We start from the raw sequence: 7,431 nt of genomic DNA, 5'->3' as shown, positions 1-7,431 counted from the left end.
CCATAAGGGGTGATGGTAAATGAGCGGTTGAGGGGGGGTGCTTCCCTCTCCCCGCTTGCGGGGAGAGGTCGGATCGCTCTTGCGATCCGGGTGAGGGGGTACAGGTCCCTCCTCGATCTCACGTGTGGATAGAGGCCCCTCACCCCAACCCGCTCCCCGTAAGAACGGGGAGAGGGAGAAGAGCCGTCACGCCTTCAAGAATTCCGACGCCTTGTACAGCGAGCGGAATGGCAGGCCGGCCGCACCGAACGTATCGGTGGCGCCTTCCTCGCGGTCGACCATGGTCAGCACCAGCACCACATCGGCGCCGGTCTCGCGCACGGATTCCACCGCCTTCATCGCCGAACCGCCGGTGGTGGTGACGTCCTCGACGATCACCACGCGCTTGCCTTCGAGAGTCTCGCCCTTGGGCAGGCCTTCGATCGCGAGCTTCGCGCCGTGCTCCTTCGGCTTCTTGCGCACGAAGAACGCCGCGATCGGATGGCCCTTGATCCAGGAGATCTGCGCCAGCGCGCCGGCCAGCGGCACCGCACCCATCTCGAGCCCGCCGATGAAGTCGAGCTTGTCGTCCTTCAGCGTCTCATAGGTGAGTTCGGCGAGCAGCGTCGCGCCCTCCGGGTCGAGCATGGTCGGCTTGAGGTTGAAATAGAAATCGCTCTTGCGGCCTGAAGCGAGCGTCACGTCGCCGCGGCCGAAGGAGCGCCGGCGGATGATTTCGAACAGGCGGGCGCGGGAGGCTGATTTCGACACGGCGGTCCCTCGGAGCGTTTTTGGAGGAGGCGGAATTTATCCCCCACGGCCGGGACATTCCAGAGGGGACGGGTCCAGTCAACAGGGATCGCCCGACGGTCGGCCATCCCGGTCCGCCGGTTGTAGGGGTGCAACCTTCTGGAGTAGGTGAGGCGGCACATCTGTTGGGCAAGAAAACGGGCAAGGAAGCAAGGCATGACCATCGAGCTGCACACCTGGAACACGCCGAACGGCCGCAAGATCTCGGTCGCGCTGGAGGAAATGGGGCTGCCCTACAAGGTGATCCCGGTGAACATCACCAAGGGCGAGCAGATGGCGCCGGAGTTCCTCAAGCTCAGCCCCAACAACAAGATCCCCGCGATCCTGGATCCCGAAGGCCCGGACGGCAAGCCCGTCAGCATCTTCGAATCCGGCGCGATCCTGCTCTATCTCGGCGAAAAGACCGGCAAATTCCTGCCGAAATCGCTGGCCGGGCGCATCCCCGTCTACGAATGGCTGATGTGGCAGATGGGCGGCTTCGGGCCCATGCCGGGCCAGGTGCACCATTTCATCGCGCTCGAGAACGAGCAGGACCGCGCCTACGGCCTGAAGCGCTTCATGGCGGAGACGCGCCGGCTCTACGGCGTGCTGGACCGCCGGTTAGAGGGCCGCGACTTCGTCGCCGGCGATCTCTCGGTGGCCGATTTCGCCATTCTCGGTTGGGCCTGGCGCCATCCTCGCCACAAGGTAGAGCTGGCCGATTTCCCCAACGTCAAGCGCTGGTACGAGGCCCTGATGGCGCGCCCGGCGGTGAAGCGGGGCATGGACGCGAAGCTGGATTGATTGGGCGGTGTCATCGCCCGCCTTGTGCGCAGTTGCGCACTGGGGCGGGCGATCCAGTATTCCAGAGGCGGCGGTGATTGAGCCGAGAGGCCGCGGCGTACTGGATGCCCCGGTCAAGCCGGGGCATGACAGTGTGCCTCACACCTTCCGCGCTTCCACCGCCATCCTGACCGCAAGCCCGGCGAGCACCGTGCCCATCAGCCAGCGCTGCACCAGCATCCAGCTCGGGCGGCTGGCCAGGAACAGCGCGATCGAGCCTGCGGCGAGCGCGATCATGGCATTGACGCTGACGCTGATCGCGATCTGGATCGCGCCCAGCACCACCGACTGCGCCAGCACGCTGCCGGCGGTGGGGTCGATGAACTGCGGCAGCAATGCGAGATAGAGCATCGCGATCTTCGGATTGAGCAGATTGGTGACGAAGCCCATCGCGAACAATTTGCGCGGGCTGTCGATCGCGAGCTGCTTCACCTGGAACGGCGAGCGGCCGCCCGGCTTCACCGCCTGCCAGGCGAGCCACAACAGGTAGCCCGCGCCGGCAAAACGCAGCGCGTCATAGGCAAAGGGAATGGCGAGCAGCAGCGCCGTGATGCCGAACGCGGCACACAGCATGTAGAACACGAAGCCGAGCGCGACGCCGCCGAGCGAGACGATGCCGGCGGCCGGTCCCTGCGTGATCGAGCGCGAGATCAGGTAGATCATGTTCGGCCCGGGCGTGAGCACGAGGCCGAAGGAGACGAGGGCAAAGCCGAGCAGGGCTGATGTGTGAGGCATGGGCGAACCGGTGCGGGGATCGCTCGGTTCTAATATGCGTGGGATCGCGGTGCCATCGCGCAATTGCACGGAGGACAATTCGATATGGTGCGGCGAACGCGGTGCGCTCCCTCGCCCCGCTCTTGCGGGGAGAGGGTTGGGGTGAGGGGCCTCTCTCCACACGTGAGATCGTCGAGGGACCGGTACCCCCTCACCGGATTGCTTCGCAATCCGACCTCTCCCCGCAAGCGGGGAGAGGTGAAGAGGCAGCGTCAATGCGCCTCGTCCCAGTTCGTCGCCGCGCGCGCGTCAACGTGCAGCGGCACTGACAAGAGCACGGCGGGGAACGGGGCGTCCTGCATCACGTGCTGAACGACGGGAAGCGTTGCCGCGACCTCGGCGTCCGGCACCTCGAAGATCAGTTCGTCGTGCACCTGAAGCAGCATCTGCGCCGACAGTTTTTTCTCGGCCAGCGCATCCTCCACCCGCGTCATGGCGCGGCGGATGATGTCGGCCGCGGTGCCCTGAAGCCGGGCGTTGATGGCGGCGCGCTCGTTGAAGGCGCGCACCGAGGCGTTCGAAGCCTTGATGTCGGGATAGTGGCACTTGCGGCCGAACAGGGTCGTGACATAGCCGTGGCTCCGGCAGAAATCACGGGTCTCGTCCATGTAGGCGCGGATGCCGGGGAAGCGCTCGAAATATTTCTTGATGTAGGCGGACGCCTCTTCGCGGGCGATGCCGAGCTGGTTGGCCAGCCCAAACGCCGAGATGCCGTAGATGATGCCGAAATTGATCGCCTTGGCGCGGCGGCGGATCTCGCTCGGCATGCCCTCGATCGGCACGCCGAACATTTCCGAAGCCGTCATCGCGTGAATATCGAGCCCGTCCTTGAACGCCTGCTTCAGCACCGGAATGTCGGCGATTTCGGCGAGCAATCGGRGCTCGATCTGCGAATAGTCGGCGGAAACCAGCTTGTGCCCCGGTGTCGCGATGAACGCGCGACGGATCTTGCGGCCGTCCTCGGTGCGCACCGGAATGTTCTGCAAATTCGGCTCGTTCGACGACAGCCGGCCCGTCGTGGTCGCGGCCAGCGCGTAGGTGGTGTGGACGCGATGGGTCTGCGGGTTGACGTAGGTCGGCAGCGCGTCGGTGTAGGTCGATTTCAGCTTGGAGACCTGGCGCCACTCCAGAATCTTCTTCGGGAAGTCGTGGCCCTGCTCGGCGAGGTCGTCCAGCACCTGCGCGGTGGTCGACCACGCGCCGGTCTTGGTCTTGGTGCCGCCCGACAATCCCATCTTGCCGAACAGAATGTCGCCGATCTGCTTGGGGCTGCCGACATTGACCGGCTCGCCCGCGATCTCCTGGATCTCGGCCTCGACGCGCGCGGCGGTCTGGGCGAAGTCGCCGGACAGGCGCGACAGCACCTGGCGGTCGATCGAGATGCCGCGCCGCTCCATGCGCGCGAGCACCGCGACCAGCGGCCGCTCCAGCGTCTCGTACACGGCGGTCATGTGCTCGGCGACGAGCCGCGGCTTCAGCACGCGCCACACCCGCAAGGTCATGTCGGCGCCTTCGGCCGACAGCGGCGCGGCCTTCTCGATCGGCACCTGGTCGAAGGTGATCTTGCCCTTGCCGCTGCCGAGCAGCTCGCTCTCCTTCAGCACGGCGTGCCCGAACCAGCGCTCTGCGAGCGAGTCAAGTTCGTTCGAACCCCGCCCGGCGTCGAGCACATAGGAGATCAATTTGGCATCGTCGGTGTTGCGCAGCGTGATGCCGTGCTGCGCCAGCATGACGGCGGTGAACTTGACGTCGAAGCCGATCTTGAGGATGCCGGCCGATTCCAGCACCGGTCGCAGCGCATCGATGGCCTCGGCGTGCTTGACCTGATCGGGCGCGAGGCCGGCGTCGAACAGGCCGGCGCCGCCGCCGGACTGCTTGTGCGCCAGCGGCACGTAGCAGGCGTCGTTCGGCGCCAGCGCCAGCGCGATGCCGCAGAGATCGGCCTGCATCGGGTCGATGGAGTTGGCGCGGATCTCGATCGCGACCTGGCCGGCGTCATGGATGCGTGCGATGAAGGCATTGAGCTCGGCGAGCGTCTTGATCGCCTGGTACTTGCCGCGGTCGACCGGAAGCTTTCGCAAAGCCTCTTCACGCGCGGCGGCGAGCGAGATCGGCGCGCCCTTGAGGCTGGCCGACTTGTCACCCTTGTCGCCGCCCTTGGCGGTGACTGCAGGAGCGGCAAAGAGATCGCCGGACGTCTCGGACGATGTCGCCCTGGCCGCGCCGTCGCCGGTTTTGCCGCGTGCCTCGCTGCTGTTGGCCACGTCGGCGTCGACATTGGCGGGATCGATCTGCGAATAGTCGGCGACGCGGCGGGTCAGCGTGGAAAACTCCATCGCCTTCAGGAAGGCGATCAGCTTGCGCGCATCGGGCTCGTGGACGGCGAGGTCGTCGAGCGGCACGTCCAGCTCGACCTTGTCGTCGAGCAGCACCAGCTTGCGCGAGATCCGCGCCTTCTCGGCGTTCTCGATCAGCGCCTCGCGCCGCTTCGGCTGCTTGATCTCGGTGGCGCGGAACAGCAATTGCTCGAGGTCGCCATATTCGACGATCAGCTGCGCCGCGGTCTTGATGCCGATGCCCGGCACGCCCGGCACGTTGTCGGTGGAATCACCGGCCAGCGCCTGCACCTCGACCACCTTCTCCGGCGGCACGCCGAATTTCTCGATCACCTCGGGGATRCCGATGCGGCGATCCTTCATGGTGTCGTACATCGTGATCTTGTCGTTCACGAGCTGCATCAGATCCTTGTCGGAGGACACGATGGTCGTGTGGGCGCCGCGGTCGCTGGCCTGCCGCGCATAGGTCGCGATCAGATCGTCGGCCTCGAAGCCGCCCTGTTCCAGGCAGGGCAGGTCGAAGGCGCGCACGGCTTCGCGGATCAGCGAAAATTGCGGGATCAGGTCGTCCGGCGCCGGCGGCCGGTGCGCCTTGTACTCGGGGTAGATCTTGTTGCGGAACGTGACCTCCGACTTGTCGAAGACGATGGCCAGATGCGTCGGCCGGTTGTCGGCGGGCATGTCGCGCAAGAGCTTCCACAGCATGTTGCAGAAGCCGAGCACCGCATTGACCTGCAACCCATCCGACTTGCGGTTCAGCGGCGGCAGCGCGTGATAGGCGCGGAAGATGWAGCCGGAACCGTCGACCAGGAAGATGTGGTCGCCCTTGCCGGCCGCCTTCGCCGCGACTGGTTTGGCAGCAGGCTTGTCAGCAGCGGATTTGGCGTCGGCTTTGGCGGCGGTCGTCGGGGAGGTTTTGGGCATGGCCGCAATGTATGAATTTTTGCGGGCTTTGACAGCCTTCGACAGTGGCTTTTTGGGGCGATTCCCACACCTCATCGTCGTCCCGGCGAAGGCCGGGACCCATAACCACCGGGCGTAGTTTGGCGAAGACTGGTGGTTAAGCGATCGTGCCGCTGTACAAAGACCTGCGATCCATCGATAAATCACGCGGTATGGGTCCCGGCCTTCGCCGGGACGACGGATTACTCCGCCGCCTGCAACACCGCGCCCGCCTTCTTCGGCGCGATCCAGAACGCATCCGGCCGCTCGAACAGGAAGTGCGCATTGAGCCGCAGCGCGGCCTGCCAGATCGCGAGCGATCCGACCACCCCCACAATGGTGACGATCAGCGACACCGTGCCGATATCGGGAATGATGCCGGTGCGCAGCAGCAGCGTTCGTGTCGCCGCCATCGGCAGGAAGAAGGCGAGGTAGATCACGATCGAATGCTCGCCGCAGAAGCCCAGGACATTCAGCCAATGGGCCCGCGCGAGCAGCGTGCCCATTGTGATGATGGCGCAGGCGCCGGCGAAGCCGAGCACGAGCGACACGATCTTCCATTCGCTCGCGCCGAGCGCGACGACGCCTGCATTGATCAGTGCCCACGCTGCAAGGGCCGCGAGCGCAAGTGTGGGGTGATTGCGCGCGCGATCCGACAGCGCGAACACGTAAGGCGCGAACAGATAGCCCGAGTAGAAATAGACGAAGCGCGCGCAGAACTCGTCGATCGCGGTCCAACCGGTTGTGATGTGCGCCGTCTCCAGCGCCGCGGCGACGAGCCAGATCGCGAGCGGCGGGATCGGCCGTGTCAGTTTTGTGACGACGAAGAAGATCGGCAGCAGGTAAATGAACCAGAGCGTGCCGAACGGCTCGATGAAGGATTCGAGATACAGCAGGCCGGCGTCGCGCCAGCTCGTCTCCGCCGCGAAGGCGGGCGCCTTGAAGCCGAACTGGATTGTCACCCAGACGACATAGAAATAGGCGAAATGCACCACCTTGCGGTCGAGATAGGTTCGCCAGTCGCGGTCGATCACAAGGGGCAGGAACAGGCCCGAAATCAGGAAGAAATCCGGCATCCGGAACGGTTTTGCGAAGGCCACCGCGACATGCATGAAACCGGTCTCGCCGGCGGCGAGCTCGACCCCCAGCACCGAATGCATCATCACCACCATGATGATGCAGATGCCCTTGGCGTAGTCGATCCAGTCGACACGCGCGGCAGCCGGGACCTTGCGTCCCCCGCTCGCGGCGATTGTGCCGATTGCTGCCATGGTGTCCCTTTTCGAGGCGTGTTCCGCCCGGCTCTGTCCGGGCGCGGGGCAGTGTGGGGCCTTGCGGTTTACGATTTCTTTGCCGGTACAATTCGCGTGCCGGTTTTTGCCTGCGGACTGTTCCCTCAGCTCAGGAAAATGCTAAACCGCCCCGCATTGGGGTTTCGTTAACCAAGCCAGAACAGGGTTTTTCATGCGAATCGCGATGATCGGCACGGGCTATGTGGGACTGGTCTCCGGAGCCTGCTTTGCGGATTTCGGTCACGACGTCACCTGCGTTGACAAGGACGAGAAGAAGATCGCGGCACTCCATCGCGGCGAGATCCCGATCTACGAGCCCGGCCTCGACGAATTGGTCGCAACCAACGTCAAGGCCAAGCGGCTCGACTTCACCACCGACCTGTCGAAGCCGGTGGCCGATGCCGATGCCGTGTTCATCGCGGTCGGCACGCCGTCGCGCCGGGGTTCATCGCGGTCGGCACGCCGTCGCGCCGGGG

6 protein-coding genes are annotated in these 7,431 nt (G+C 65.1%); 2 read left to right on the top strand and 4 right to left on the bottom strand.

Features of this window, described 5'->3' with window-relative positions; all coding sequences use genetic code 11:
• Window positions 1-186 precede the first annotated feature (186 nt).
• A complete protein-coding gene (pyrE, locus tag ACXJL8_RS28195) occupies window positions 187-750 on the bottom strand; it encodes an orotate phosphoribosyltransferase (protein ID WP_456619419.1) in 564 nt (187 codons plus the stop codon).
• 195 nt (window positions 751-945) lie between these two features.
• Between pyrE and ACXJL8_RS28190 the strand changes: the two genes are divergently transcribed.
• A complete protein-coding gene (locus ACXJL8_RS28190) occupies window positions 946-1,572 on the top strand; it encodes a glutathione S-transferase family protein (protein WP_456619420.1) in 627 nt (208 codons plus the stop codon).
• 138 nt (window positions 1,573-1,710) lie between these two features.
• Here the strand turns inward: ACXJL8_RS28190 and ACXJL8_RS28185 are convergent, their stop codons facing one another.
• The 3 genes from ACXJL8_RS28185 to ACXJL8_RS28175 all read right to left on the bottom strand — a co-directional run bounded on the left by ACXJL8_RS28185 (window position 1,711) and on the right by ACXJL8_RS28175 (window position 6,934).
• Window positions 1,711-2,346 carry a LysE family translocator gene (locus ACXJL8_RS28185; protein ID WP_456619421.1) on the bottom strand — a complete coding sequence of 212 codons (636 nt, stop codon included), beginning with the start codon at window positions 2,344-2,346 and terminating at the stop codon, window positions 1,711-1,713.
• 251 nt (window positions 2,347-2,597) lie between these two features.
• Window positions 2,598-5,645, bottom strand: a complete 3,048-nt coding sequence (gene polA, locus ACXJL8_RS28180; protein ID WP_456685969.1) for a DNA polymerase I — start codon at window positions 5,643-5,645, stop codon at window positions 2,598-2,600.
• 221 nt (window positions 5,646-5,866) lie between these two features.
• Window positions 5,867-6,934 carry an acyltransferase family protein gene (locus tag ACXJL8_RS28175; RefSeq protein ID WP_456619423.1) on the bottom strand — a complete coding sequence of 356 codons (1,068 nt, stop codon included), beginning with the start codon at window positions 6,932-6,934 and terminating at the stop codon, window positions 5,867-5,869.
• 193 nt (window positions 6,935-7,127) lie between these two features.
• On the opposite strand from ACXJL8_RS28175, the gene ACXJL8_RS28170 reads away from it, so the two are divergent.
• Window positions 7,128-7,431: 2-dehydropantoate 2-reductase N-terminal domain-containing protein (locus ACXJL8_RS28170; RefSeq protein ID WP_456685968.1), on the top strand; the 304-nt coding region annotated here is incomplete at its 3' end.

The organism is Bradyrhizobium sp. P5_C11_2, assembly GCF_054049755.1.
Note: the sequence above shows the minus strand (reverse complement) of the source record. Positions and strands in the feature narration are given on the sequence as shown.

What these genes read in the sequence shown, in the direction of transcription:
- ACXJL8_RS28190 (WP_456619420.1), top strand. Translation starts at nt 946, where the DNA reads ATGACCATCGAGCTGCACACCTGGAACACGCCGAACGGCCGCAAGATC.
- ACXJL8_RS28185 (WP_456619421.1), bottom strand. Translation starts at nt 2,346, where the DNA reads ATGCCTCACACATCAGCCCTGCTCGGCTTTGCCCTCGTCTCCTTCGGC.
- ACXJL8_RS28175 (WP_456619423.1), bottom strand. Translation starts at nt 6,934, where the DNA reads ATGGCAGCAATCGGCACAATCGCCGCGAGCGGGGGACGCAAGGTCCCG.